Annotated in this window: 22 protein-coding genes; 10 read left to right on the forward strand and 12 right to left on the reverse strand. The window is 75.2% G+C overall.

What is annotated here, in order from left to right:
- The first annotated feature begins 51 nt into the window (after positions 1-51).
- Positions 52-993, forward strand: a complete 942-nt coding sequence (locus tag ABD158_RS11240; protein WP_344007168.1) for a LysR family transcriptional regulator — start codon at positions 52-54, stop codon at positions 991-993.
- Positions 994-997: 4 nt separating this feature from the next.
- On the opposite strand, the gene hemE is transcribed toward ABD158_RS11240, so the two are convergent.
- Positions 998-2068, reverse strand: coding sequence for a uroporphyrinogen decarboxylase (gene hemE, locus ABD158_RS11245; protein WP_344007976.1), 1071 nt, complete (start codon positions 2066-2068; stop codon positions 998-1000).
- Between the two features lie 61 nt (positions 2069-2129).
- On the opposite strand from hemE, the gene ABD158_RS11250 reads away from it, so the two are divergent.
- Positions 2130-2753 carry a DUF3000 domain-containing protein gene (locus ABD158_RS11250; protein WP_344007170.1) on the forward strand — a complete coding sequence of 208 codons (624 nt, stop codon included), beginning with the start codon at positions 2130-2132 and terminating at the stop codon, positions 2751-2753.
- 8 nt (positions 2754-2761) lie between these two features.
- Positions 2762-4090, forward strand: a complete 1329-nt coding sequence (locus ABD158_RS11255; RefSeq protein WP_344007173.1) for an HRDC domain-containing protein — start codon at positions 2762-2764, stop codon at positions 4088-4090.
- Positions 4091-4128: 38 nt separating this feature from the next.
- Here the strand turns inward: ABD158_RS11255 and ABD158_RS11260 are convergent, their stop codons facing one another.
- The 3 genes from ABD158_RS11260 to hrpA all read right to left on the reverse strand — a co-directional run bounded on the left by ABD158_RS11260 (position 4129) and on the right by hrpA (position 10316).
- Positions 4129-5541, reverse strand: coding sequence for an ABC transporter substrate-binding protein (locus tag ABD158_RS11260; RefSeq protein ID WP_344007175.1), 1413 nt, complete (start codon positions 5539-5541; stop codon positions 4129-4131).
- A 223-nt stretch (positions 5542-5764) separates the two neighbouring features.
- Positions 5765-6373: a hypothetical protein gene (locus ABD158_RS11265; protein WP_344007177.1), complete on the reverse strand. Its 609-nt coding sequence runs from the start codon at positions 6371-6373 to the stop codon at positions 5765-5767.
- A 52-nt stretch (positions 6374-6425) separates the two neighbouring features.
- Positions 6426-10316 (reverse strand): ATP-dependent RNA helicase HrpA, encoded by a 3891-nt coding sequence (hrpA, locus tag ABD158_RS11270; RefSeq protein WP_344007179.1) that lies wholly within the window; start codon positions 10314-10316, stop codon positions 6426-6428.
- A 147-nt stretch (positions 10317-10463) separates the two neighbouring features.
- On the opposite strand from hrpA, the gene rocD reads away from it, so the two are divergent.
- On the forward strand, positions 10464-11690 hold the full coding sequence (gene rocD, locus ABD158_RS11275; RefSeq protein ID WP_344007181.1) for an ornithine--oxo-acid transaminase: 1227 nt from the start codon (positions 10464-10466) through the stop codon (positions 11688-11690).
- Positions 11691-11873: 183 nt separating this feature from the next.
- On the opposite strand, the gene ABD158_RS11280 is transcribed toward rocD, so the two are convergent.
- The gene (locus ABD158_RS11280) at positions 11874-12467 is read right to left on the reverse strand and encodes a TetR/AcrR family transcriptional regulator (RefSeq protein WP_344007183.1); all 594 of its coding nucleotides are present in this window, start codon (positions 12465-12467) and stop codon (positions 11874-11876) included.
- A gap of 53 nt (positions 12468-12520) precedes the next feature.
- Between ABD158_RS11280 and ABD158_RS11285 the strand changes: the two genes are divergently transcribed.
- From ABD158_RS11285 to ABD158_RS11295, 3 genes are read left to right on the forward strand one after another with little or no spacing between them, the layout of a single operon-like run.
- A complete protein-coding gene (locus ABD158_RS11285) occupies positions 12521-14032 on the forward strand; it encodes a flavin-containing monooxygenase (protein ID WP_344007184.1) in 1512 nt (503 codons plus the stop codon).
- Positions 14029-14865 carry an SDR family NAD(P)-dependent oxidoreductase gene (locus ABD158_RS11290; protein ID WP_344007186.1) on the forward strand — a complete coding sequence of 279 codons (837 nt, stop codon included), beginning with the start codon at positions 14029-14031 and terminating at the stop codon, positions 14863-14865. Before ABD158_RS11285 ends, ABD158_RS11290 begins: the two co-directional genes overlap by 4 nt.
- Before the next feature lie 58 nt (positions 14866-14923).
- The gene (locus ABD158_RS11295) at positions 14924-15436 is read left to right on the forward strand and encodes a DUF402 domain-containing protein (protein ID WP_344007188.1); all 513 of its coding nucleotides are present in this window, start codon (positions 14924-14926) and stop codon (positions 15434-15436) included.
- A gap of 37 nt (positions 15437-15473) precedes the next feature.
- Here the strand turns inward: ABD158_RS11295 and ABD158_RS11300 are convergent, their stop codons facing one another.
- The 5 genes from ABD158_RS11300 to ABD158_RS11320 all read right to left on the reverse strand — a co-directional run bounded on the left by ABD158_RS11300 (position 15474) and on the right by ABD158_RS11320 (position 20447).
- Complete coding sequence (locus ABD158_RS11300) at positions 15474-16829, reverse strand: threonine/serine exporter family protein (protein WP_344007190.1); 1356 nt, start codon at positions 16827-16829, stop codon at positions 15474-15476.
- An 88-nt stretch (positions 16830-16917) separates the two neighbouring features.
- On the reverse strand, positions 16918-18027 hold the full coding sequence (locus ABD158_RS11305) for a DNA polymerase IV (RefSeq protein WP_344007192.1): 1110 nt from the start codon (positions 18025-18027) through the stop codon (positions 16918-16920).
- On the reverse strand, positions 18024-19151 hold the full coding sequence (locus ABD158_RS11310) for an FUSC family protein (RefSeq protein ID WP_344007193.1): 1128 nt from the start codon (positions 19149-19151) through the stop codon (positions 18024-18026). Before ABD158_RS11310 ends, ABD158_RS11305 begins: the two co-directional genes overlap by 4 nt.
- A gap of 70 nt (positions 19152-19221) precedes the next feature.
- Positions 19222-19584 (reverse strand): hypothetical protein, encoded by a 363-nt coding sequence (locus ABD158_RS11315; protein WP_344007195.1) that lies wholly within the window; start codon positions 19582-19584, stop codon positions 19222-19224.
- A gap of 161 nt (positions 19585-19745) precedes the next feature.
- Positions 19746-20447: an HNH endonuclease family protein gene (locus tag ABD158_RS11320; RefSeq protein WP_344007197.1), complete on the reverse strand. Its 702-nt coding sequence runs from the start codon at positions 20445-20447 to the stop codon at positions 19746-19748.
- A 172-nt stretch (positions 20448-20619) separates the two neighbouring features.
- Between ABD158_RS11320 and ABD158_RS11325 the strand changes: the two genes are divergently transcribed.
- Entirely contained in the window at positions 20620-22029 is a 1410-nt protein-coding gene (locus ABD158_RS11325) for a WS/DGAT/MGAT family O-acyltransferase (RefSeq protein ID WP_344007199.1), read from the forward strand.
- A 12-nt stretch (positions 22030-22041) separates the two neighbouring features.
- Here the strand turns inward: ABD158_RS11325 and ABD158_RS11330 are convergent, their stop codons facing one another.
- Positions 22042-23187 carry a site-specific DNA-methyltransferase gene (locus tag ABD158_RS11330; RefSeq protein ID WP_344007201.1) on the reverse strand — a complete coding sequence of 382 codons (1146 nt, stop codon included), beginning with the start codon at positions 23185-23187 and terminating at the stop codon, positions 22042-22044.
- 92 nt (positions 23188-23279) lie between these two features.
- On the opposite strand from ABD158_RS11330, the gene ABD158_RS11335 reads away from it, so the two are divergent.
- Together ABD158_RS11335 and ABD158_RS11340 are read left to right on the forward strand one after the other, a co-directional pair.
- Positions 23280-24740, forward strand: coding sequence for a cryptochrome/photolyase family protein (locus ABD158_RS11335; RefSeq protein WP_344007203.1), 1461 nt, complete (start codon positions 23280-23282; stop codon positions 24738-24740).
- Complete coding sequence (locus tag ABD158_RS11340; protein WP_344007205.1) at positions 24737-25462, forward strand: matrixin family metalloprotease; 726 nt, start codon at positions 24737-24739, stop codon at positions 25460-25462. Before ABD158_RS11335 ends, ABD158_RS11340 begins: the two co-directional genes overlap by 4 nt.
- Here the strand turns inward: ABD158_RS11340 and ABD158_RS11345 are convergent.
- Positions 25398-25838, reverse strand: a complete 441-nt coding sequence (locus tag ABD158_RS11345) for a hypothetical protein (RefSeq protein WP_344007207.1) — start codon at positions 25836-25838, stop codon at positions 25398-25400. The two genes, ABD158_RS11340 and ABD158_RS11345, sit on opposite strands and share 65 nt — an antisense overlap.
- Positions 25839-25840: the final 2 nt, after the last annotated feature.

A 25840-nucleotide genomic window follows, 5' to 3' on the forward strand; every position in this document is an offset into this window, starting at 1 on the left:
AAAGGGTCCGGTCGGAGCAGAACCCGGCCGGCGAGGAGGTGGAGGCGTCGGATGCGCATCGAACAGCTGGAGTACCTGGCCGCGGTCACCCGTCACGGCTCGCTGCGGCGGGCCAGCGAGCAGCTGCACCTGTCCCAGCCCGCGCTCAGCGAGGGCCTGCGCAACCTCGAGCGCGAGCTCGGGGTCACGCTCGTGGACCGTCGCCGCTCCGGCTCGCGCATCAGCCAGGACGGCCGTGTCCTGCTGCCCAGCATGGTCGAGGTGCTCGAGGCCGTCGACCGCCTGCGCTCCGCGGCGGGCCACCAGCGCCACAGTGCACGCACCGTGCGGGTCGGCACGGTCAACGCCGGCACCGCCCCGCTCCTCGCCCCCGCGCTGCACGACTTCCACGAGGCCGCCACCGGCGCGGCCGTCGAGGTCGTGACCGCCCAGCAGGTCGACATCGCCCAGGCGCTCGCCGAGGGCGGGCTCGACCTGGGGCTGGTCAACGCCCTGCCGGGCGACGACCAGGCCAGCGACCTGACCGCGATCCCGCTGCTGCAGGGCCGGGTCGTGGTGTGCTGCCGCACCGATCACCCGCTGGCGGGCGCCGCCGGGGTCACCCTCGACGACCTGCGGGCCACGACGCTGGTCGGGATGCGCTCGGGCTACCTCATGCACCGCTACCTGCACCGGGTCAGCGCCGGCGACCCGCCACAGCTCGCGGTCGCCGCCGACGGCGCCGAGATGGGCAAGCTCCTCGTGGCCGAGGGGCTGGGCGTCACCGTGCTGCCCGACTACAGCATCGACGGGGACCCGCTCGTGCGCGCCGGCGTGGTCACGCATCGTCCGCTCCTCGGCGTGCCCGACGACGTGAGCCTGCTGGCGCTGCACCCGGCCGGGACCCACCAGCCGCCCGCCGTCCGGCTGCTGCTGCGCGCGCTCGTCGAGCAGGCCGAGCGGGTGCGCGCCGAGCGGGCCCCGCACCCCGGGGCGCTCGCGCCCGTCGGCTGAGGCGTCAGCGGGGTCGGGACTGCACGAACTCGGTGAGGCGCTCCAGCGCGGCCGGGTCGGTCGCGGGCAGGACGCCGTGGCCGAGGTTGAACACGTGGCCGCGCGCGGCGCGGCCCGCCTCGACGACCTCGGCCGCGCGGGCGAGCATCACCTCGGTCGGCGCGAAGACGAGCGTGGGGTCGAGGTTGCCCTGCACGGCGCGGTCGCCCACGCGGGAGATGCCGACGTCGAGGGGGGTGCGCCAGTCGACGCCGACGACGTCCGCGCCCGCCTCGCCCATGTCGGTGAGCAGCTCGGAGGTGCCCACGCCGAAGTGGATGCGCGGGACGCCGCCGCCCTCGCGACCGGCCACCGAGGCGAGCACCCGCGCCGAGTGCGGCTGGACGTGCTCGCGGTAGTCGGCGGGCGACAGCGCGCCGGCCCAGGAGTCGAAGAGCTGGACCGCGGAGGCGCCCGCGGCGACCTGCACCTCGAGGTACGCCGCGGCGATGCCGCCGATCTTGCGCATGAGCGCGTCCCACACCTCGGGGGCGCCGAACATCATGGCCTTGGTGCGGGCGTGGTCCTTCGAGGGTCCGCCCTCCACCAGGTACGACGCGACGGTGAACGGCGCACCGGCGAAGCCGATCAGCGGGGTCCCGCCGAGCTCGGCGGTCAGCTGTCCCACGGCGGCGGTGACGAACTCGACGTGGGCGGGCTCGAGGTCGGGGATCGCGGCGACGTCGGCGAGGGTCCGCACCGGCTCGGCGACGACCGGGCCCACGCCGGGCTTGATGTCGAGGTCGACCCCCACGGCCTTGAGCGGCAGGACGATGTCGGAGAAGAAGATGGCGGCGTCCACGCCGTACCGCCGGACGGGCTGGAGCGTGATCTCGGTCACCAGGTCGGCGTCCATGCAGGCGTCGAGCATGGCCACGCCCTCGCGGACGCGGAGGTACTCCGGGAGCGACCGACCGGCCTGGCGCATGTACCAGACCGGGGTGTGGGAGGGCTCCTCGCCGCGGCAGGCAGCCAGGAAGGGGCTCTCGGCCAGGCGGGGGTCGGGCGTGCCGGCGGGGGTGCTCACGGCCACGATCCTCGCAGGTCAGGCGGCGTGGCGGGGCGGCGGTCGGGGCCGCCCGACCTACTGTGAGCCCATGGTCGTCGGTCACGAGCCGCGCCCCGGGACGGGCGCGGGCCCCTCGCACGCGGGGTTCCCCGAGGTCTTCGCGACCGCCGTGGCCGACATGCGCGCCGCCGTGCTGCGTCCGGAGGTGGCCTGCGAGCAGATGCCGGCCCCCCAGCGCATCGCGCCGTACGCCTCGGCGCTGTCGGGCGACGTGGTCGTCGACGGCGAGGACGTGGGCACCGGCCGACTGGTGCTGCTGCACGACCCCGCCGGCAACGACGCCTGGGACGGGACGTTCCGCTGCGTGGGCTACGTCCGCGCCGAGCTGGAGCCCGAGCAGGCCTCGGACCCGATGCTCGCCGAGGTCGCGTGGACCTGGCTCACCGAGGCCCTCGCGGCCCACGAAGCGTCCTACCACGCCGCATCGGGCACCGTGACCTGCGTGACGTCCCACAGCTTCGGCGGCATGGCCGACGAGGACCCCAGCGCCCAGGTCGAGATCCGCGCCTCCTGGACCCCCGACCCCGCGCAGGTGGGCCGCCACGTCGAGGCGTGGGGCGAGCTGCTCTGCACCGCGGCCGGGCTGCCGCCGGTGCCCGACGGGGTCTCGGTCATGCCGAGCCGTCGCGGCCAGCGGGGTCCGGTCCGCTGAGGTCCGACGTGGACGACGCCGCCACCCCCGACCCCGCCGCCCGCGAGCCCGCCCGCGAGCCCGCCCGCGAGCCCGCCCGCGAGCCCGAGGAGGCACCGGTCGAGCTGCTGACGCTGCGGGACGGGCTGCCCGACGTGGTCGTCGACGCCGCCGGCCTGGCCGCCGCGTGCGCCGCCATCGCCGCCGGCAGCGGCCCCGTGGCGATCGACGCCGAGCGCGCGTCGGGCTACCGCTACTCCGCGCGGGCCTACCTGGTGCAGCTGCGCCGCGAGGGCGCGGGCACCGTGCTGGTCGACCCGATCGCCTTCGACGACCTCGCGCCCCTCCAGGAGGTGCTGGTCGGCACCGAGTGGGTGCTGCACGCCGCCACGCAGGACCTCCCCTGCCTGCGGGAGGTCGGGCTCGAGCCCACCTCGCTGTTCGACACCGAGCTCGCGGGCCGGCTGCTGGGCCACCCGCGGGTCGGCCTGGCGACCCTGACCGAGCAGCTGCTCGGGCGTCGGCTGCGCAAGGAGCACTCGGCGCAGGACTGGTCGCGCCGCCCGCTGCCCGAGCCGTGGCTGGAGTACGCCGCGCTGGACGTCGAGGCGCTCGTCGAGCTGCGCGACGTGCTGGCCGAGGAGCTCCGCGAGGCGGGCAAGGACGAGTGGGCCCGCCAGGAGTTCGACGCGCTGCTGGGCCACACGGCGCCCGTGCGCGTCGACGCGTGGCGCCGCACCTCGGGGATGCACAAGGTGCGCGGCCGCCGCGGCCTGGCCGCGGTGCGGGCGCTGTGGACCACCCGTGACGAGATCGCCGCCCAGCGCGACGTGACCCCCAGCCGGCTGATCCCCGACGCCTCGATCGTCGCCGCCGCCCAGACGATGCCCCAGGACCGTCGCTCCCTGCTCGACACCCCCGGCTTCCACGGCCGCGGGGCCCAGCGCTACTCGGGCCGCTGGGTCGAGGCGCTGCGCGAGGCCGCCGAGCTCGACGAGGACGCCCTGCCGCCCCGCTCCCCGCGCACCGACGGCCCACCGCTGCCCCGCGCCTGGGCCGAGCGGGACCCGGTGGCCGCCCGCCGGCTCGCCCTGGCCCGGTCGGCGCTGGCGGGGCTCTCCGAGCGCGTGGCCGTGCCGACCGAGAACCTGATGACCCCCGACGTCGTGCGCCGCGTGCTGTGGGAGCCGCCCGTCGAGCGCGAGCCGGAGGCCCTCGCCCGGGCCGTCGACGCCGCCGTCACCGCCCTCGGCGCCCGCCCCTGGCAGAGCGACCTGGTCACCCCCGTGCTCGTCGACGCCGTCCTCGAGGCCGACGCCGCTCCCCCGGAGCCCGACCCGGAGACGCCCACCCCCTGACGCCGAGCCGGCGCGAGCTCACGGGCCGGACCGTCGGGTCAGCCGAGACCGGGGTCGTCCTCGTCGGGCTCCTCGGAGGGCAGCAGGCCGGGGTCGACGTCGTCGTCCTCGTCGTCGGGCGTGCCGTCGAGGTCGATGTCGTCCGGGCTGAGGACCTCGCGGGAGGCGAGGTCGATCTCCGCGCCGAGGACCTCGAGGTCCTCGGGCGCGAGCACGGGCTCGTCGACCATCTCGGCGAGGAACGGCGCGGCGGCGTCCGACAGCGCACCGTCGGTGTCGAGGAGCGGGGCGAGCCGGATGTCGCGGATCGACTCGGTGAAGACCTGGGGGTTCCGCGGCTGGCGGGCCGGCTGGACGAAGTCGTCGGAGACCGACACCTCCAGGTCCGCGGGCACCAGCTCGCCGACCCGGGTCACCCGGCCGATCGACTCCGCCGAGAGGGCGTGGACGAGGAAGTCGGCCGCGACGGCCGGGTCCTTCGTCTCCGCCGACAGGCACAGGCCGGTCACGTCGCCGACCGTGGCGTCGTCGCCGAGGAAGGGCATCGGCATGACGTCGAACCGCAGGCCGTCGACGCGGCGCAGCTCGGGCACCAGCTCGCGCGTGCCGGCGATCATGCCGACGCGGCCGCGCTCGAACCACTCCAGCGCACTGCGGCGCTCGAGCTGGTCGGCGGTGAGGTTCAGGGGGCGGTTGCGCAGCAGCGGCAGGAACGTCTCCAGCGCCGAGCGGGTCTCGTCGGAGGAGAACGACAGCGAGCTGGGCTCGACCTCGTCGTCGAAGACCTGGCCGCCGGCGGAGTAGACCAGCGGCGCGAAGCCGCGCAGCGTCGGGTCGATGTGGAGGCCGCGGGTGCCGCGGCCCGGGCGGGTGGCGAACTCGGCGGCGGCCGCGAAGGACCCGAGCGTCCACCCGTTCGTGGAGGCGGGGGCGTCGAGCCCGCGGGCACGCATCCGGTCGAAGTCGATCAGGTCGGTGTTGTAGTAGACGACCATCGGGGAGATCCCGACCGGCATGCACTGCAGCGCGTTGTCGCTGCTGAAGGCCTGGAGGGCGTCGCGGGAGTAGCGGTCGCCGAAGTCCACCCCGCGCTCGTCGAGCAGCTCGTCGACCGGCTGGACGGCCTCGTTCTCGACGAGCCAGGCGAGGTCGGAGCGGTCGGCGAGGAACACGTCGGGCAGGTTGCCCGCGTCGGCCTGCGCCTCGAGCGCGCCGACCTCCTCGGGCAGCCGGACGGTGTCGACGGTGACGTCGTCCCCGCCGTCGAAGTCGGCGGCGACCCGGTCCCAGGCCCCGGCCTCGGCGTCGGAGCCGGTGGTGCCGAAGCTCAGCCGGACGGGCTCGCCGGTCGGCTCGGGGGTCGGCTCGGGGTCCTCGGACGACGTGCAGGCGGCCGTCGTGCCCACGACCAGCGCCAGGCAGATCGCCGCCAGTCCACCACGCGTGCGCACCCGCGACCTCCTGTGCTCGGCTCCCGCGGCTCCGGGCGGCCCGCGAGCCGCCACCCTATCCAGCCCACGGGCGTGCGCCGGGCGCGACGGCGGGAGACGGACGACACACCGGACCGGGAGCGCCTCACGGCGCGTGGCCGCTCGTAGCGGCTTCAGTTGGGACCCGGGGCTGCCGCGGCCCGGCGTGCCGTCCTGCTCCCGATTTTACAGCCGGGGCGGGCGCCTACGCGAGCCCGGCCCGCAGCTCGGTGTGGCCGGCGGCCTCGAGCTGCTCCGAGAGCAGCAGCATCCGCGCCGCCTGGGCGGCCGGTGCCACGCCGAGCTCCGCACGGCCGGTCGCGACGACCCGGGCGAACGCCGCCGCGCGCAGCAGCACGTCGGCGAAGTCGCTGCTCGCGATCCCGCGCAGCACCTCGTCCACCATCGCCCGCAGCTCGTCGGGCCCGGGCGGCTCCGCGACGCCCGCGACCACGCGCGCGACCTGCGCCCGGCGCCCGGCGTCGTACTCGGCGGCCACCGTCGTCGGGTCGGCGTACACCCAGGAGCGGAGGAGGTAGAGGCGCCACAGGCAACCCGCCAGCGAGTCGGCGGGCGAGGCGGACCAGACGACGGCGAGCGCGTCGAGGCCCTCGGTGTCGGCGAGGTGCAGGACCCGGTCGACGAGCTCTTCGTCGTGGCTGCCCCGCACGCCCCGGACCATCAGCGTCGCGGCGACCTCGGCGGCCTCGGCGAGGACGGCCGGGTCCGCGCCACCCTCCTGGGCCTCGAAGAAGTCGCCGCCCGGTCGCACGGGGCGGTGGTGGCCACGCTCGCTCTTCCCTGCCTCGGACACCCGCCCATCTCACCACCCCGGCCCCAGGACGCCGCCGCGACCGCCCCGGACCTCAGCCCAGCAGCTTGCGGATCCGCGCGTCCGAGACCTTCTCCGCGGTGCCGAGGCGCTGCGCCCACAGCGAGACCCGCAGCTCCTCGAGCAGCCAGCGCGCGCGGCGCAGGTCGGCGCCCGGGGGCCGCCCCTCGGGCAGCGCCTCCACACGGTGGCGCCAGGCGTCCACCACGGGGCTCACCTGGGCCATCAGCGCGCGGTCCTCCGCGAGGTGGCCGTCCAGCCGCTCGCGGCGCAGCAGCAGCGCGGAGAGGTGGACCGCGATCCGTCGCAGGCGGGCGGCCCCGGCCTCGGCGAGGAAGCCCGGCCCGACGAGCGCCGCGAGCTGGTCGCGCATGTCGGTCAGCGCCGGCAGCTGCGCCATCTCGGCGCGCCCGCCCAGCGCCTTCTGGGCCTGCCGCCACCGCTCGAGCACCACCATCACGTCGCCCAGCGCCGCGGTGACGCGCTCGCGGTGCCCGGCGCGGGCCGCGGCCTCGAGGGCCGCGTAGGCCGCCTCGTCGCGCACCTCCCCGGCCGCGTCGACGGCGTCGGTCAGCACCGCCAGCGACAGGTCGTCGAGCAGCGCCGCCGCGCTCGGGTACGGCGTGGCCGCGAGGCCGAGCTTCTGCGCGGTCGTCAGGCCGTCGAGCACCGCCCTGGTCGGGGCCGGCACCGCCAGCGCGAGGAGCCGCCGTACGCCGAGCCGGTGGCGGGCCGCGGCCTCGTCGGCCGTGCCGAACACCCCGAGCCCGACGCTCGTGCCCTCGTCGGTCAGGCCGGGGAAGGCCTGCACCTCGTGGCCGCCGCGGGTCCAGGTCCCGGAGGCGGGCACCTCGCCGAAGGTCCAGCGGGTCTGCCCGGTCACGGTGAGCTCGTCGGCGGCCTCGGTGACGGCCTGCGCGAACTCGCCGCGCAGCGGGGCCTTCAGCGCCTCGAGGTCCTTGCCCCGGGCCGCCTCGGTGCCCTCGGCGTCCAGGACGCGGAAGGTGGGACGCAGGTGGTCGGGCACCTTCGCCCAGTCCCAGGCCTCGCGCGGCACGTGCACCCCGGTGGTCGCGCGCAGGTGGCGCTCCAGGGCGTCGAGCAGGGGCTCGTGGCCGGCGGGGACGGCGTCGAGGAACTCCGCCGCGCGCTGCGGCGCGGGCACGAAGTTGACCCGCAGCGCCTTCGGCAGGCTGCGGATCAGGCTGGTCACCAGCTCGTGCCGCAGGCCCGGGACGTGCCAGGAGAAGTCCTCGTCCGAGACCCGGTTCAGGGTGGCCACGGGCACGTCGACGGTGACGCCGTCGTCGGGGGCGCCCGGCTCGAAGTGGTAGCGCAGGTCGAAGGTCAGCCCGTCGGCGCCGGAGCCGTCGGCCGGCGCGGCCCAGGCGTCGGGGAAGTCCTCCGCCCCGACCTCCGCGCCGTCGTGGGTGAGCATCGCCGGGTCGAAGGTGAGCAGGTCCGGCCGGGAGCGCCGCTCCGCCTTCCACCACGTGTCGAAGTGCGGCCCGGAGACGACCTCGGCGCCCACGCGGGCGTCGTAGAAGTCGAACAGGGTGTGCTCGTCGACGACGATGCCGCGCCGCCGGGCGCGGTGCTCGAGCTCCTCGGCCTCGGCGAGCAGCCGGGCGTTCTCGGCGAGGAAGCGGTGGCGGCTGTGCCACTCGCCGTACACGAGGGCGTGGCGGATGAAGAGCTCCCGCGACAGCACGGGGTCGATCGTGCCGAAGCCGACCAGTCGGTCGGCGACCAGCGGCACGCCGTACAGGGTGACCCGCTCGCGCGCCACGACCGAGCCGCGGCGCTTGGACCAGTGGGGCTCGGAGTAGGTACGCCGCACGAGGTGCGCGCCGAGGCGCTCGGCCCACTCGGGCTGGATCGCGGCCACCTGGCGGCCCCACAGACGCCCGGTCTCGACCAGCTCGCCCGCCATCACGAACGGCGGGTTGCGGCGCCCCAGCCCGCTGCCGGGGAAGATCGCGAACCGCGCGCCGCGGGCGCCGAGATACTCGCGGGGTCCGCGGCGCCGCTCCTTGCCGGCGCCGGGCCTCTCCTTCTCGCGCTCCTCGAGCAGGCCGACCTGGCTGAGCAGGCCGGACAGCAGCGCCTGGTGCACGGCGTCGGCGTCCGGCTCGTCGTCGGGCCCGGGCGGCGGGCCGAGGCGGACGTCCATCTCCTTGGTGACCTGGCGCAGCTGGGACTCGAAGTCCTGCCACTCCCGCACCCGCAGGTAGTTGAGGTGCTCACGCCGGCACATCCGGCGGAAGGCGCTGGAGGACAGCTCGCGCTGCTGGGCGCGCAGGTAGCGCCACAGCGCCAGCCACGACAGGAAGTCGGAGGTCTCGGAGCGGAACCGCGCGTGCAGCTGGTCGGCCTGTGCGCGCTGCTCCAGCGGGCGCTCGCGGGGGTCCTGCAGCGAGAGCGCGGCGGCGATCACGAGGACGTCGCGGACGCAGTCCAGGCGCTCCGCCTCGAGCACCATCCGCCCGATCCGGGGGTCGACGGGCAACCGGGCGAGCTTGCGGCCGAGCCCGGTCAGCCGCCGCCGGCCGCGCTCCCCGCGGATCGCGCCCAGCTCCTCGAGCAGCTGCACGCCCGCGGTGACGTCGCGGTTCTCCGGCGGCTCGACGAAGGGGAAGTCCGCGAGCTCGCCCAGGCCCAGGGCCGCCATCTGCAGCACGACGCTGGCGAGGTTGGTGCGCAGGATCTCGGGGTCGGTGAACTCCGGGCGGGAGTCGTGGTCCTCCTCGGAGTACAGCCGGATCGCGATGCCCGCCTCGACGCGGCCGCAGCGGCCCGAGCGCTGGCGCGCGGAGGCCTGGCTGATCGGCTCGACCGGGAGCCGCTGCACCTTGGTGCGCGCCGAGTAGCGGCTGATGCGCGCGACGCCGGTGTCCACGACGTAGCGGATGCCGGGCACGGTCAGGGAGGTCTCGGCGACGTTGGTGGCCAGGACCACCCGGCGCACGACGTTGCTGGTCGGCGGGGAGAAGACGCGGTGCTGCTCGGCCGCGGAGAGCCGGGAGTACAGCGGCAGCACCTCGAGCCGGCTCACGCCGCGCGAGTCGCCGTACGCCTCGGTGAGGGCGTCGGCGGTGTCGCGGATCTCGCGCTCCCCGGGCAGGAAGACCAGCACGTCGCCGGGGCCCTCGGTCGACAGCTCGCGCACGGCGTCGACGACGGCCTCGGTCTGGTCGCGCTGGACGGGCTCGTCCTCCTCGTCGAGCGTCTCGGACCGGGCGGGGGCGACGGAGCCGTCGGGGCCGTCGGGGCCGTCGGGGCCGTCGGAGTCGTCGGGGAGGACGAGGAGCGGGCGGTAGCGGACCTCGACGGGGAAGGTGCGCCCGGAGACCTCGATGATCGGCGCCGGCGTGCCGTCGGGCTCGGCGAAGTGCTCGGCGAAGCGCTGCGGGTCGATCGTGGCCGAGGTGATGACGATCTTGAGGTCGGGGCGCCGCGGCAGGAGCTGCTTGAGGTAGCCGAGCAGGAAGTCGATGTTGAGGCTGCGCTCGTGGGCCTCGTCGATGATGAGGGTGTCGTAGCGGCGCAGCAGCCGGTCGCGCTGCAGCTCGGCGAGCAGGATGCCGTCGGTCATCAGCTTGACCCGCGTGGCGCGCGAGGTGCGGTCGGTGAAGCGCACCTGGTAGCCGACCGGGCTGTCGTCGCCCAGGCCCGTGCCGAGCTCGCTGCCGATGCGCTCGGCGACGCTGCGCGCGGCGATCCGGCGGGGCTGGGTGTGGCCGATCAGGCCGCCGTCGCGGCCCCCGCGGCCGCGGCCGAGCTCGAGGCAGATCTTCGGCAGCTGGGTCGTCTTGCCCGAGCCGGTCTCGCCGGCGACGACGACGACCTGGTGGTCGCGGATCGCGGCGGAGATGTCGTCGCGGCGGCCGCTGACGGGCAGCTCGGGCGGGAAGTGGATGTGCACAGCGGCACCATCCTGCCGCACCGGGTCGAGCCCGCCCGACGATGCGGCGTACGACGGATCTCGCGTTACCGTGGGAGCAGGCCGTTGCATTGTCTGACAATCCTCTGTCGAGACACCTCGGCCCTCGGACGCCGAAGGAGGCGAGACATGACCACCACCCCTGTCGCCAGCGCACTGCGCGCCCCCGAGCTGGCCGCCCTGGCCGACTCCCGGACCGCGCACAACTACCACCCCCTGCCGGTGGTCGTGGAGCACGCCGAGGGCGCCTGGATGACCGACGTCGACGGCCGCCGGTTCCTCGACCTGCTGGCGGGCTACTCGGCGCTCAACTTCGGTCACGGGCACCCCGCGCTGCTGCGCGCCGCGCACACCCAGCTCGACCGGCTCACGCTGACCAGCCGCGCCTTCGTGCACGACCAGTTCGGCGCCTTCTGCGCCGAGCTCGGCGACCTCGCCGGCAAGGACCTCGTGCTGCCGATGAACACCGGCGCGGAGGCCGTCGAGACGGCGATCAAGGTCGCCCGCAAGTGGGGCTACCAGGTCAAGGGCGTCGCCGACGACCAGGCCACGATCATCGTGGCCCACGGCAACTTCCACGGCCGCACGACGACCGTCGTGGGCTTCTCCGACGACCCCGACGCGCGCAACGGGTTCGGTCCGTTCGCGCCCGGCTTCGTCCACGTGCCCTACGGCGACGCCGAGGCGCTGGCCGCGGCCATCGACGAGACCACGGTCGCCGTGATGATCGAGCCCATCCAGGGCGAGGCCGGCGTGCTGATCCCGCCGGACGGCTACCTGCGCGCCGTCCGCGAGACCTGCACCGCCAACGACGTGCTCTTCATGGCCGACGAGATCCAGGCCGGCCTCGGCCGGACCGGCCGGACCTTCGCCTGCGACCACGAGGACGTCGTCCCCGACGTGTACATCCTCGGCAAGGCCCTCGGCGGCGGCATCGTGCCGGTCTCCGCCGTCGTCGCGGACCGCGACGTCCTCGGCGTGCTCCGCCCCGGCCAGCACGGCTCGACCTTCGGCGGCAACCCGCTGGCCTGCGCCGTGGGCCGCGAGGTCGTCTCCCTGCTCTCGGGCGGCGACCTCCAGGCGCGCGCGCTGGAGCTGGGCGAGCTGATGCGCGAGCGCCTGGAGGCGCTCGTCGGCCACGGCGTCCACGCCGTCCGCTCCCGTGGGCTGTGGGCGGGCGTCGACATCGACCCGGCCGTCGGCACCGGTCGCGCGGTCTGCGAGGCCCTGATGGAGCGCGGCGTCCTGGCCAAGGACACCCACGGCTCCACGATCCGCCTCGCTCCCCCGCTGGTCGTCACCGCCGAGGACCTCTCCTGGGGCCTCGACCAGCTCGTCGACGTCGTCCAGGGCTGACCTCCGCCCGGCACGCTCCCCGCTCGACCACGACGCCCCCCGACCCGCCCGGGTCGGGGGGCGTCGTCGCGTCGGCCCGGATGCGCACCGCAACGAGCGCCGACGGGGCCCGAGCGGGAGCGCGGCGAGGTCCTCCGGCGCCGGCCCGCCGGTCGGAGGCCGTGCGCATCCGGGCCGACTCGCTCAGGGGGCGACGTCGACCAGGGCCTGCAGCGACTGCGCGAGGCTGACGACGAGGGCGTCGCGGGGGATGCCGTCGTCGCCCGCGGCCCAGGTCAGGGCGGCCTCCTCGACCATCGCCGACCAGCCCCGGACCACGAGGCGGGTGCCGGGGGTGTCGGGCACCAGGCCGGACTGGTCCTCGTCGAAGATCCGGTCGGTGAGCGCGCGGCGGACCTCGTCGTGGATGGAGCGGAGCGCGGCGTTGCCGCTCGAGGCGCCCTTCACCAGCGAGAGGTAGCCCTCGTAGTTCTCGACGACGTAGTCGACGTAGGCGGCCATCGAGATCAGCAGCCGCTCGACCGGGTCCCCGGCGGGCGGCGGGGCGGTGCGGGCGATCAGCTCGTCCGCGGCCCGTCGTACGACGGCCTCGTGGAAGGCGTGCTTGCCGCCGAAGTAGTGGTAGAGCAGCCCGCGGGAGATGCCGGCCTCCTCGGCCAGCAGCTCGACCGAGAGCTCCTCGACCGAGCGCGTCGCGAGGAGCCGGACGCCCAGGTCCAGCAGCTGCGTACGACGCTCGTCGGGCGCCAGACGCGAGCGCGGCGTGGTCGTGGACACATCGTCACCCTACCTGTTGACGCTCGTTCAACAACGAAGTTACCGTCGGGTACATGACCCAGCACGTGGACCACCTCGTTGTCGGCGCCGGCTTCGCCGGCCTCGCGGCCGCGATCAAGCTCGACGAGGGCGGGGAGCACGACTTCCTCGTCATCGAGAAGGGCGGCGACGTCGGCGGCACCTGGCGCGACAACACCTACCCCGGGGCCGCCTGCGACGTGCCGAGCCAGCTGTACTCGTACTCGTTCGCGCCCAACCCCGACTGGTCCATGTCCTTCTCCCCGCAGCCGGAGATCCAGGCCTACATCCAGCGGGTGGCGCGGGAGTCCGGCACGCTCGACCGCTTCCGCTTCGGCGTGGAGCTCCTCGAGGCGACGTGGCGCGAGGCCGAGCAGCACTGGGCCGTGCGCACCAGCGACGGCGACTACACGGCGACCACGCTGGTCTCCGGTGCGGGCGGGCTCTCCGAGCCGCAGCTGCCCGACATCGAGGGCATCGAGGAGTTCGCCGGCGCGACGTTCCACTCCGCCCGCTGGGACAGCGGCGTCGACCTGACCGGCAAGCGCGTGGCGGTCATCGGCACCGGCGCCTCGGCGATCCAGATCGTGCCGGAGCTGGCGAAGGTCGCGGGCCACCTCGACGTCTACCAGCGGACCGCGCCGTGGGTGATCCCGCGCAACGACCGCACCTACACCGCCGTCGAGCGCTTCGCCTTCCACCACCTGCCGGGCCTCCAGCGGCTCTACCGCACCGCGATCTACTGGGGCCGCGAGTGCTACGTGCCGGCCTTCACCAAGGAGCCGCGGCTCGCCGCGCCCGCCAAGGCGCTGGCGCTGGCCAACATCCGGCGCGCGATCAGCGACCCGGAGCTCCGGGCCAAGGTCACCCCGGACTACCGCATCGGGTGCAAGCGGATCCTCATCTCCAACGCCTACTACCCCGCGCTGGCCGCCGACCACGTCGAGCTCGTGACCGACCGCATCGCGCGGGTCACCCCGACGGGCGTCGTCACCGCCGACGGCACCGAGCGCGAGATCGACGTGCTCGTCGTCGCGACCGGCTTCCACACCACCGACCAGCCGATCGCGCACCGCATCCACGGCCGCGGCGGCCGCAGCCTCGGCGAGACGTGGGCCCGGCAGGGCATGTCGGCCTACAAGGGCACGACGGTCCACGGCTTCCCCAACTACTTCCAGATCGTCGGGCCCAACGTCGGGCTGGGCCACAGCTCGATGGTCTTCATGATCGAGTCGCAGGTCGCCTACGTGACCGACGCGATCGCCACCATGCGGCGCGACCGCTACGCCGCGCTCGAGCCGAGCGCCGCCGCCCAGCAGCGCTGGACCGACGACGTGCAGGAGCGGATGGAGGGCACCGTGTGGTCGGCCGGCGGCTGCGCCAGCTGGTACCTCGACGAGCACGGCAACAACACCACCCTGTGGCCCCGCGCCACCTTCACCTTCCGCCGCCAGACCGCCGCCTTCGACGTCGCCGCGTACGACGTCCAGGGCCCGCGCGCCGACACCGACGGCGCCACCACCACCCCCGAGGAGATCCCCGCATGAAGACGCTCACCGACAAGGTCGTCGTCGTGACCGGCGCCGGCTCCGGCATCGGCCGCGCGCTCGCCGTCGAGGTCGCCGGGCACGGGGCGCTCGTCGCCGTGTCCGACGTCAACGAGGCCGGGCTCGCCGAGACCGTCGAGCTCGTCAAGGCCGCCGGGTCGCCGCTCGTGCACTCCGCGCGCCTCGACGTCTCCGACCGCGAGGCGTTCGCGGCGTACGCGCAGGCCGTGCGGGAGCACTTCGGGCGCGTCAACGTGGTCGTCAACAACGCCGGCGTCACCATGACCGGCGACTTCCTCGACACCACCGTCGAGGAGTTCGACTGGATCATGTCGATCAACCTCGACGGCGTCATCACCGGCACCCGCGAGTTCCTGGGCGACCTCATCGCCTCCGGCGACGGCCACCTGGTCAACATCTCCTCGCTGTTCGGGCTGATCAGCGTGCCGGGCCAGTCCGGCTACAACGCCTCGAAGTACGCCGTGCGCGGCTTCACCGAGGCCATCCGCGAGGAGATGCTCGTCTCGGAGGCCCCCGTCGGCGTCTCCTGCGTGCACCCCGGCGGCATCCGGACCGGCATCTCGCGCAACGGCCGCAAGACCCTCGGCAGCGACGCCGCGGCCATCGACCGGCTCTTCGAGGAGAAGCTGGCCAAGATGGAGCCCTCCCGGGCGGCGGAGATCATCGTGCGCGGGATCCTGCGCAACAAGGCGCGCGTGCTCGTCGGGCTCGACGCCCACGCGATCCACCACGCCGCCAAGACCGTCGGCTCGCGCTACCAGGACGTCACCGCCCGCCTCACGAAGCGGATGATGCCGGCCCGCCGGGTCTGAGCCCGTCCCGGGCGGGGTCCGCGCACGACGGTCCCGGTCCACGGGGCAGGATGGCGGCGTGCGGGGTCGGACGCGGGACCGGGTGCGGGTGCGGATGTCGAAGTGGGACGGCACGCCCCACTGGGCCTTCGACGCCGTCGTCCTGGGTGACGACGAGCACGGGACCTGGCTCGGCACCCCCGCCGGCACCCGCTTCGCCCGTCCGGGCGCGGCGTACGAGCAGGCGGCGGCGCGCGTGCACCTCGTCGGTGACGCGTGGTGCCTGCCGTCCTTCTGCTCCCCCGGGGCGCCGATGGCGGTCTACGTCGACGTCAGCACCCCGCCCGACCTCGACGGCGGGCTGCTGGAGGCGATCGACCTCGACCTCGACGTGGTGCGCGGCTGGACCGGACGCACCTGGGTGGACGACGAGGACGAGTTCGCCGCCCACCGGGTCTCCCAGGGCTACCCGCCCGCCGTCGTCGACGCGGCGCTGACCTCCTCCGAGCAGGTCCTCGCCGCCGTCCGCGCCGGCCTCCCGCCGTACGACGGGACCGCTCGGTCGTGGCTCGCGCGCGTCCAGGCCGGCTGAGGCCCGTGCGAGCCCGCCCGAGGCCCCGGGGGCGGTCTCAGTCGGTGGCGGGCGCGTAGTCGGCGCGCACGGCGCGGGCCCGGAACGGGCCCACCAGCCGGGGCCCGGAGAGCCGGCTCTCGAGGCGTCGGGCCTCGCGCCGCAGCGGCTGGGCGATGTACTCCCCCAGGATCACCGCCGAGGCGATGGCCAGCGCGACGGTCGCCGCCGTGACCATGGACAGCAGCCCCACCGAGACCATGGCGTCGCCCTCGGTCAGCAGCGACAGCCCGCGGTAGATCGCCAGGCCCGGCAGCAGCGGCACCACGGCGGGCACGACGACGACCAGCGGCGGCACCCGGAACCGGCCCGCGACCGCGAAGGCCGCGAGCCCGACCACGAAGGCGCCGATGCCGGCGCCGAGCGGCCGGCTCGCGCTCGCGTCGAGCACGACCTGGTTGGTGACGAAGGCCAGGCCCGCCAGCAGCCCGACCGGCGCCACCGCGCGCCACGGCGCGTAGCAGGCGACCGCGAAGGCCGCCGCGGCCACGGCGGCGCCGGGCGCGGTGACGAGCAGCTGCTCGAACGACGTGCGGCCGGGGATCAGCCGCTCGGGCGCCAGGCCGACCACCTCGGTGGCCGTGATGCCCGCGCTGACGCCGGCGATGATGCCCGCGGTCGCCAGCAGCGCCTCGGTGATCCGCGCGGTGGCGGTGATGTAGAAGCCGGACAGGGCGTCCTGGATCGCGCCCATGAAGCCGACGCCGGCCAGCAGCATGATGATGTTGGCCGTGACGACCAGCGACGGGTCGATCTCGTCGCTCAGGGAGGCGGCGACGATCGCGAGCACCGCGGCGAAGCCGCCGCCCGCGACCTGCTGGTAGAAGCCGGGCAGCCGCCGCCGGGCCATGCCCAGCTGGATCCGGTCGATGCCGATGGCGGCGACGAAGGCGCTGAGCACGACGGCGAGGTCACCGCCGAGCTGCACCGCGATCCCCGCGCACATCACGCCCGAGGCGAGCGTGATCGCCCAGCGACGGGTGCTGTGCCCGGTGGAGGTGATCCGCCCGAGCCGCTGGCGGGCGCCGTCGAGGTCGACGCGGTCCAGCAGCACGTCGGAGACGAGCTCGTCGACCGCGGTGAGGTCGGCGTAGTCGATGTCGCGCTGCTTGACCTGGCGCATCTGCACGACCGGGGGCTCCCCCGGGTCCGGCTGGGTGCTCATCTGCAGCGACGTGAAGGTCACGTCGATCTCGGGCTGGCGCACCCCGAGGTGGATCGCCACCGACTGCATCGTGGCGGTCACGTCGGCGGCGCCGGCGCCGGACGACAGCAGCAGCTCGCCGATCCGCAGGGAGAGGTCGAGCGTCAGGTTCAGCGTGCGCGTGCCCTGCGGGTCCAGCCGGTCGTGCATGGAGAAATCGTGACAGAGACCGGACCACCCTGACGAACTCGCGCGGCCACCGACCCGGGTGAGGTGTCGCACCCCTCCGCCGGCCTCCTCAGGCGTCCGCGAGAGGCGCCATCTCGAGGCGCACGCCGAGCAGCCGGACGGCCCGGCGGGACCCGTCGTCCCGGCGCTCGGGGACCCGCGCGAGCAGCGAGACCGCCGCCGCGACGAGGGTGTCGAGGTCGGTGGTCGGCTCCGGCAGCCGGCGGACCCGGGTGTACGTCGTGAAGGGCGCGAACCGGATCTTCAGGCCCACGCGCACCACCGGGCGCCCCTCGGCCAGCACGTCGTCCCGCGCCTGCGCGACGAGGTCCGCGAGCCCCCCGTGCACCTGCTCGGCGGTGGTCAGGTCGACCTGGTAGGTCCTCTCCCGTCCGTGGCCGACCGCGACCCGGGGCGTGTCGTCGACCGGCGAGGTGTCGACGCCGCGGCCCGTGCGGCGCAACCAGGGTCCGGTGGTGGGGCCGAGCTCGGCGGCGAGGTGGTGCGGGTCGGCCGCGCCGAGGTCGGCGACGGTGGTGATCCCGAGCGCGGCGAGCCGTCGGGCGAGGCCCGTGCCCACGCCCCAGAGCGCGTCCGTGGGCCGGGGTCCCATGACGCGCGACCAGTCCTCGCTGCGCAGCACGCCCACCCCACGGGGCTTGCCCAGCTCGACCGCGAGCTTGGCCTGGAGCCTGTTGTCGCCGACCCCGACCGAGCAGTGCAGGTCGGTGGCCGCCAGCACGGCCCGCCGGACGCCGTCGGCGTACGCCACGGGGTCGCCGGTCTCCCCGGCCGCCACCGCGCGCCGTGAGGGCGCCAGGAACGCCTCGTCCCAGCCGAGCACCTCGAGGACCACCGGGTCGCCGGCCCAGGTCAGGTCGCGGAGCACGCCCATGACCTCCGCCGAGGCGGCGTCGTACGCCGTGCGGTCGCTGGCCAGGAAGACCGCGTCCGGGCACCGCCGCGCGGCGACGCGCAGCGGCATCCCGGAGCGCACCCCGTGCTCGCGGGCGGCGTACGACGCGGTGGCGACCACCGCGCGCTCGGTCGGGTCGCCGCGACCGCCGACGACGACGGGCAGGCCGGCGAGCTCGGGGCGGCGCCGGACCTCGACGGCCGCGACGAACTCGTCGAGGTCGACGTGCAGCACCGGCCCGCCCGGTCCGACCCTGCCGCTCACGGGTCGGGCATGACGGGGATCGCGGCGGTGGCCTCGACCGGGTCCATCCCGGTGAGGACGAGCAGGTCGGCCACCACCGACCGCATCTGCGCCAGCACCACCTCCGCCGACAGGTCGCCGGTCCGCTCCAGCCGCGAGGTGGCGGCGCCGATCTCCAGCAGCTGCGAGCGCAGCAGCAGCGGGGTGCCGTCGGTGAGCAGGGACGCCGCGGCGGCGTCGCACGCGTCGGCGAGCTCGGCGCAGACCTCGGCGTAGCTGTCCGGCAGGCCCCGCCCCCGCTGCGCGCTCACCGCGACCCGCCGCACGAGCACGCGCGTGCTGCGCAGCGCCCGGTCGATGGGCTCGACCATCGCCGCAAGCCGCAGCAGGCCCGGCCGGTGCCGCGCCCGGAACGGCGAGGACGCCGTCACCGCCAGCCCCTCGGCCGCCGCCGTGCGCAGCTCGGCGACGAGGTGGTCGGTGGCCCGGGCGTCGGACAGCAGGTCGAGCGAGCGCTCGGTCGCCCCGCTGGCCATCCCCTCCGACGCCGCGCGCAGCAGCCGGCCGATCTTGCGCAGCACCGCCCCCGCCTGGTCGCGGGGGCGGCGCAGCGGGGTGCGGGGCACGACGGTCGCCGCCACCAGGGCCACGCCGCCGCCCACCACCGCGTCCACCCACCGGGTGAACCCGGCGGACACGTCGGCGGGCAGCAGCGTGGCGACGATGATCGCCTGCACGGCGGCCTGGTTGACCAGCAGCGGGCTGCCGTCGAGCAGCAGCGCCGCCGACATGGCGAGCGCCACGATCAACCCCACCTGCCAGGCCCCGGTGCCGAGGACGGAGACCAGCAGGTCGCCGACCAGCACGCCCACCGCCACCCCGATCGCGACCTCGACGACGCGGCGCAGCCGCTGGCCGTACGACGTGCCGAGGCTCAGGACCGCCGCGGCCGGGGCGAAGAAGGGCGAGGGGTTGCCGAGCAGGTCGGCGGCGATCCACCACGCGACGCCGGCCGCGATGGCGCACTGGCCGATGTGCCAGCCCTTCGCCCGCCACCGGTCCACCCGGCCGCGGCCCGAGGACCGGCCCCGCCGACCCACTCCCCGCCCCCACCGGCGGGCCCGTCCCAGCGGCTCCGGCTCCATGGCGCGATCGTGCCAGACCCCGCCGGTCGGGGCCCGTCCGCGACGGTGACGACGGCCGGGCGGGCGGCGCTCAGCGTCGCGCGGAGTACTTCGCCCAGGCGATCGCCGTCTTCATGTCGGCGAGGTCGCGGTACCAGACCCGCACCTCCGTGCGGCACCGCACGCGCTCGATCGCGGTGTCGTACTCGGAGCACTCGGCGTCGGACTCCGAGCGGGTCGGCGGGTGCAGGGCGGTGCCGTCCTTGTGGTGGATCGTGAAGCCGTGGTCGGCGTCGCCGCCGATGCGCACGATCGTGTGGCCGGGCGCGCGCCAGGTGCCCTCGGCGGTGGGCCCCGCGGCCGCGGCCGCGCCGGCGAGCCCGGCCCCGGCGCCGCCGAGCAGGCAGGTGGTCAGGGCGAGCGCGAGACCGAGGGTGGTCCGTCGGATGTGCATGGGTGCGTCCTCTCGTCGACGTCACCGGCTCCTCCGGCGACGTGAGGGACGCTAGGAGCGGACCGACCCCGACGACGGCCCCCGACGGTGGGTCTGTGGAGCACCCGGCCACCCGTCGTCCTGGGGACGACGGGTGGCGCGAGCGGCCGCGGGTCCGGGCCTCAGCGGGCCCGGGTCACGGTCAGCGTGGTGTCGGCGCAGCTGTCCGCCCGGGAGATCAGCGCGCTGCGCTCGGCGCTGTCGACGCTGAGCCGCCAGCGCAGCTTCACCGCCGTGAACTCGGCGATGTAGCGGCACTTGTCGTAGGTCGGCTGCCACCCGGCGGGGTCGGAGTCGGACTTGGAGGAGTTCGCCGAGACGGTCACGCCGACGAGCGACCGGCGGTCGCCGAGGTCGTTGGCGAACGCGCGGCGCTCCGTCGCGGTCCACGAGCGCGCGCCCGAGTCCCAGGCCTCGGCGAGCGGCACCATGTGGTCGACGCTGACCTGGGTCGCGGAGGTCACGCTGACGCGGTCGTAGTAGGAGAACCAGCGGCCGCCGGTCAGCGAGCAGCCGGAGCCGACGGTGGGGGCGTCGTCCGCCTCCTGCAGGAGGGTCTCGCGGCGCGCGTCGCAGCCGTCGCCGTCGGCGTCGACCCAGTGGGGGAACAGGTCGCGGCTGTAGCCCGTGCGCACCTCGGTGGCGACGGGCAGGTCGCGCACCGCGGTGCGCAGGGGGGCGGAGTAGGTCTCGGCGGCGGCCGGGGGTGCCGGCGCGGCGACGAGGACGGCGAGGACCGCGGCGAGGGCGGCGAGGAGGACGAGCGGCACCCGCAGGCGCCGTACGGCGGGGCGCGGGGCGGGCGGGCAGGCGAGGACGGACATCGAGGGACTCCCGAGACGGACGGACGATGACGCGCCCACCCTGCCCGATCCGCGGGGTCGGCGGGAGGCCGGTGGGTGAACGTGTGTTGACCGGATGGGTCACACGCCCTTGTGACTCCCACCACTCGCACGGGATCATGGGAGGTCCCCTCACGCTTTGGCAGGAGCACCTGTGGTCACTCCGCTCGATCCCACCTCGCTGGCGTTCCTCATGGCGGAGAACCGCGCGATGCCGATGCACGTCGGCGGGCTGCAGCTCTTCGACAAGCCGGAGGGCGCGGGGCGGTCGTACTCGCGGGAGATGTACGCCTCGCTGCGCGAGGTCGAGGAGATCGCGCCGCTGTTCCTGCGACGGCCCTACCGCTCCCCCGCGACCGGGGGGCAGTGGGTGTGGACCACCGACGAGCTGTTCGACATCGACTACCACGTGCGCCACTCCGGCCTCCCCAAGCCAGGACGCGTCCGGGAGCTGCTCGAGCTCTGCTCGCGCCTGCACTCGACCCGCCTCGCCCGCGAGCGCCCGCTGTGGGAGGCGACGCTCATCGAGGGCCTGCGGGACGGGCGCATGGCGCTGCACACGAAGATGCACCACGCCCTGGTCGACGGCATCGCGGCCAGCCGGCTCGTGCAGAGCACGCTGTCGACCGACCCCGACCAGCGCGACATGCCCGCGCCGTGGTCGGCGGCCAACGCGCCCCGCAAGCCGAGCCGCGAGCTCGAGGGCCGCTCCGCGCCGAGCCTGGCCGAGGTGCCCGTCGAGGCGCTGCGCACCGCGCTGGGGATCAGCGCCGAGGCGGCCGGGATGCCCTCCGCGCTCGTCCGCACCCTCGTCCGCGGGATCCGCAACGACACCTCGGCGGTGTCGCTGCACGCCCCCCACACGATCTTCAACCAGAAGATCACCGGCTCGCGCCGCTTCGCCGCCCAGGACTGGCCGATCGAGCGGATGAAGGCGATCGGCACGGCCTCGGGCACGACCCTCAACGACGTCGTGCTCGCCATGTGCAGCGGCGCGCTGCGCGCCTACCTGCTCGAGAACGACGCGCTCCCGGACCGTCCGCTGGTCGCGATGGTGCCGGTGGGCCTCAACGCCAAGCAGGTCCACCAGGCCAGCTCGGACGGCGGCAACGCGGTCGGCTCGGTCATGGTGCAGCTCGGCACCCACCTCGACGACCCGGCCGACCGGCTGATGTCGGTGCACACCTCGATGGCCGACGGCAAGCAGGCGCTGTCGTCGATGACGCCGGCGCAGATCGTCGCGATGACCGCGGTGGGCCTGGCGCCGGCGATCATCACCCCGGCGCTGCGGATGCACCACATCCTGCGTCCGCCGTTCAACGTGATCATCTCCAACGTCCCCGGTCCCCGGGAGACGCAGTACTTCAACGGCGCGCGGCTCTCGGGCCTCTACCCGCTGTCGATTCCGATCCACGGGATGGCGCTCAACATCACCTGCACCTCCTACGACGGGGTGATGGGCTTCGGCGTCACCGGCTGCCGCCGGACCGTCCCCCGCCTCCAGCGCCTCCTCACCCACCTCGACGACGAGCTCGCCGCGCTCGAGAAGGCCACCGGCGCCTGAGCCGTCCGGGCCTCAGAGCTCGGTGTACCCGCCGCCGAGCCGCTCGGCGACGGCGGCGAGCCGTCGGCGGGTGACGTCGGCGGTGGTGGCCAGCCCGGCGAGGTCGGCGAAGCTGCCGGGCCGCACGGGGGCGTCGACCTCGATGCTGGTGCAGGTCCGGGTGCCGCCGTCGGCGAGGTTGGCGAGCGCGACGGCGTGGCCGGTGGTGCCGGACCCGGCGTACGGGTCGAGCACGCGGGCGTCGGACGGCGCCGTGCCCAGGATGCGGCGCAGCAGGGGCGTCGGCTTGGGCGACGCGAAGACCGGCCCGACGAGCGCCTTCAGCTCCGCCACCGCGGTGTCGGTGGAGCCCACCTCCTCGGCGGGCCAGACGGTGCGGAGCTTCTTGCGCCGGTCCGGCGTGAGCCAGTCGCGCTGCGAGACGTCGACCCGCTCCCCCGCCGGGCCCTGCACCACGCGGCACACGAGGTCGTCGCCGCGCTCGTCGACCCGCGGCGCCGACCAGCGCCACACCGCCGGGGCGCCGTCGCCGAAGACCGGGAGCACCTCGCGCGCCCCGGCGAACGGCGTCGTCGCCACCCGCCCGGACACCGGGTCGCCCCACAGCGGGTAGCGCATCGTGGGCGCGGTCGCCGGGGTGAAGCGCTTGTTGGTGTTGCGCAGCGGCAGGTGCCGGTAGCGGCGGCCGTCGTCGGCCACCAGCGGGAAGTCGGACGGGCGCACCGAGTCGGCCGTCGTCGGGTCGAGGGTGCAGCGGCGCGCGTCGCGGGCGTAGACCAGCAGGTACTCGTGGTCCGTCGCGAACCACCGCCCCAGCTGGCGACCCTTCGCGTTGAGCTGCACCACGACCTGCGCGAGCCGGTTGCGCTCGCCGAGCACGTCGTCGCACAGCAGCCGCAGGTGCGCCACCTCGTGGTCGTCGATGCTCAGCCACACCGCCCCGGTCGGCGCGAGCAGGTCCCGCACCGCCTCGAGGCGCGGGCGCAGGCGCGCCGTCCAGGCGTCGTGCCCGCCGGCCGGGCTGTCGACGTAGGCGAGCGCGCTGCCGGTGTTGTAGGGCGGGTCGAGGTAGGCCACGTCGTACGACGCGCCCCCGGCGGCCAGCCGGGCCATCACGTCGAGGTTGTCCCCGACGGCGAGGGTGTTCCAGTCCGGCACGGGTGCACCGTAGCCAGGTCGGGCGACCGGCGCCGGGTCCGCGCCGTCGGACGCGAGGTGTCGGAGCGCCCGTGGCGGGGCACAGTCCGCCCATGGTCACCGCCCGGCTCGTCATGCCCCACCAGCTGTTCGTCGAGCACCTCGAGACCGACGCCGACCTGGTCGTGCTCGTCGAGCCGGACCTGTTCTTCCGCCAGTACCGCTTCCACACCCACAAGCTGGTGCTGCACCGCGCGAGCATGACGGTCTTCGCCGGTGCGCTGGCCGACGCCGGGCTCGCCACGGCGTACGTCGAGACCCGCGCCGACCGGGGCACCGACGCCCAGCTGACCGCGCTGCTGGGCGAGCACGACGTCGACGTCGTCGAGGTCTACGACGTGGTCGACGACTGGCTCGACCGCGACCTGCGCCGCATCGCCGGCAAGGCCGGCGCCGAGCTGAGGGTGCTGGAGACGCCCGCGTTCCTCACCTCCGACGCCGACGTCCGCGAGCAGTTCGGCGACAGGCAGCCGCGGATGGCGACGTTCTACGCCTGGCAGCGCCGCCGCCTCGACCTGCTGATGGACGGCGACCAGCCGGTCGGCGGCCAGTGGTCCTTCGACGCCGACAACCGCAAGTCGCTGCCGAAGGACGTCGAGCTGCCGGCCATGCCGCGCACGCGCCGGCGCCCCGAGGTCGCCGACGCCATCGCCTGGGTCGCCGAGGAGTTCGCCGACAACCCCGGCGACCCGGAGGCGTTCGCGTGGCCGGTGACCCACGACGTCGCGCGGCGCTGGCTGACGAGGTTCTGCGAGGACCGGCTCGAGCTCTTCGGTCCCTACGAGGACGCCATCGCCGCCGACGAGACGTGGATCTTCCACTCCGCGCTCAGCCCGCTGATCAACATCGGGCTCCTCGAGCCCCGCCGCGTCGTGGACGCGGTCGTGCGGCACGCCGAGCGCCACGACGTCCCGCTGTCGAGCACCGAGGGCTTCGTGCGCCAGGTCATCGGGTGGCGCGAGTACATGCGCGGCGCCTACGTCGCCCGTGGCCGCGCGATGCGCACCCGCAACACCCTGGGCCTCACCCGCGAGCTCGACGAGGGCTGGTGGACCGGCGGGACCGGCCTGGACCCCGTCGACCGGGTGGTGGAGCGGGTGCTCGCGACCGGCTACGCCCACCACATCGAGCGGCTGATGATCCTCGGCAACGCGATGCTGCTGCTGCGCACCGACCCCGACGAGGTCTACGAGTGGTTCATGGAGATGTTCGTCGACGCCTACGACTGGGTGATGGTCCCCAACGTCTACGCGATGAGCCAGTTCGCGGCCGGCGAGATGATCACGACGAAGCCCTACGTGTCCGGCTCCAACTACGTGCGCAAGATGAGCGACTTCACGAAGGGCGACTGGGCGCTGGCCTGGGACGCGCTGTACTGGCAGTTCGTCGACGACCACCGCGACGGGTTCGCGTCCAACCCGCGCACCGCGATGGCCGTGCGTACCCTCGACGGCATGAAGAGCCAGCGCCGGGAGGAGCTCGCCGCGGAGGCGAAGCGCTGGCTGGGCCGGTGAGGGAGTCGCGCAGGACGCTGCCGGACCTCGTCCGCAGCGTCGCCGTCGCGCTCGCGGTGGTGCTGCTGCCGGGCCTGTGGGTGGCGCTGTCCCCCGACCCCTCGGCCGCCCGGATGCGCGACCTCGTCGGGCTGACCGCCCCCCAGGACGACCGGAGCCACACCTTCCTGCGCCGCCAGAATCCCGGCGGCGGGCCGGTCGGCTGGGACCCCTGCCGTGACATCCGCTACGTCGTCGACCCCGCGGGCGCGCCCGGGGACTGGCGGGCGACGGTGACGGCGGCCGTCGACCGGGTCGCGGAGGCCTCGGGCCTGAGGTTCGTGGAGTCGGGGACGGTCTCGGACCGCGACTTCGACCGTCGTACCGGCCTCTTCGGCGGCGACCCGCCGGTCCTCGTGGCCTGGGCCGACGCCGCGGAGCACCCGCCCCTGGCCGGCGACGTCGCCGGGGTCGGCGGGGCCACCGCCGTGGGCTCGCCCGGCCGCCAGCGCTACGTGACCGGGTCGGTGGTCATCGACACCGAGGACACCGCCGACCTCACCGGGCGACTCGGCACGCCGCACCTCGAGGCGCTGCTCGTGCACGAGCTGGCCCACGTGGTCGGGCTCGGCCACACCGACGACCCCACCCAGCTGATGTACGCCGAGGGGACGGGCGTCACGGAGCTCGGGGCGGGAGACCGGGCGGGTCTGCGGGCCCTGGGCGAGCTCCCCTGCGGCTGAGCCGCCGACGACGGGCCGCCCGTCGCTCGTGCTCCTGCTCCGGCGTGGTGCGCCGGTCGAGGTCGGCGTGCCGCAGGAGGTCCGGGAGGGCCACCCCCTCGCGCGGCGGGTGCGCGGCCACGGGCGTCACGCCCGACAGCACGACGTACGTGACGTCGCCGCCGGGCGCCACCCGGAGCACGGCACCGTCCTTGACGCCCTCGGCCTCCGTGAACGCCCGCCGCCGGGCCCGGAGCAGCGCGACCCGCGCGGCCGCGGCGTTCGCGGCCTGGTGGCCGCCCTTGTCCCAGGCGAGCTTGGCCTGGGGGCCGTACTTCACGGCCAGGGTCGCGCCCTGCTTCGCCAGTCGGGCCATCCGCGCCGGGTCCATCGCCACCG

It is taken from the genome of Nocardioides lentus, from assembly GCF_039529515.1.
In the GTDB taxonomy this organism is placed as follows: domain Bacteria; phylum Actinomycetota; class Actinomycetes; order Propionibacteriales; family Nocardioidaceae; genus Nocardioides; species Nocardioides lentus.